This is a genomic window from Pseudomonas sp. IPO3778 (assembly GCF_013386825.1).
In the GTDB taxonomy this organism is placed as follows: Bacteria; Pseudomonadota; Gammaproteobacteria; order Pseudomonadales; family Pseudomonadaceae; genus Aquipseudomonas.
Map to the genome: position 1 here is coordinate 47,648 of NZ_JACARC010000056.1, position 278 is coordinate 47,925.

Consider the following 278-nt stretch of genomic DNA (forward strand, 5'->3'; position numbering starts at 1 on the left):
TGGTCGGCTGTCGAATTGCAGGGTGCCCATCCGCCAGCCACAAGGCCAAACCGATTGCTGGAAGCGCGCGGTCTGAAGGCATAGCAGATTCCCTGTGGGAGCTGTCGAGCTTTAGCGAGGCTGCGATGGCGTCGGCACAGTCGACATTGATGTTGCCTGACCCACCGCTATCGCGGCCTCGCTAAAGCTCGACGGCTCCCACATTTGGTCTTTGTCAGCCGTCGAATTGCAGGGTGCCCATCCGCCAGCCACAAGGCCAAACCGATTGCTGGAAGCGC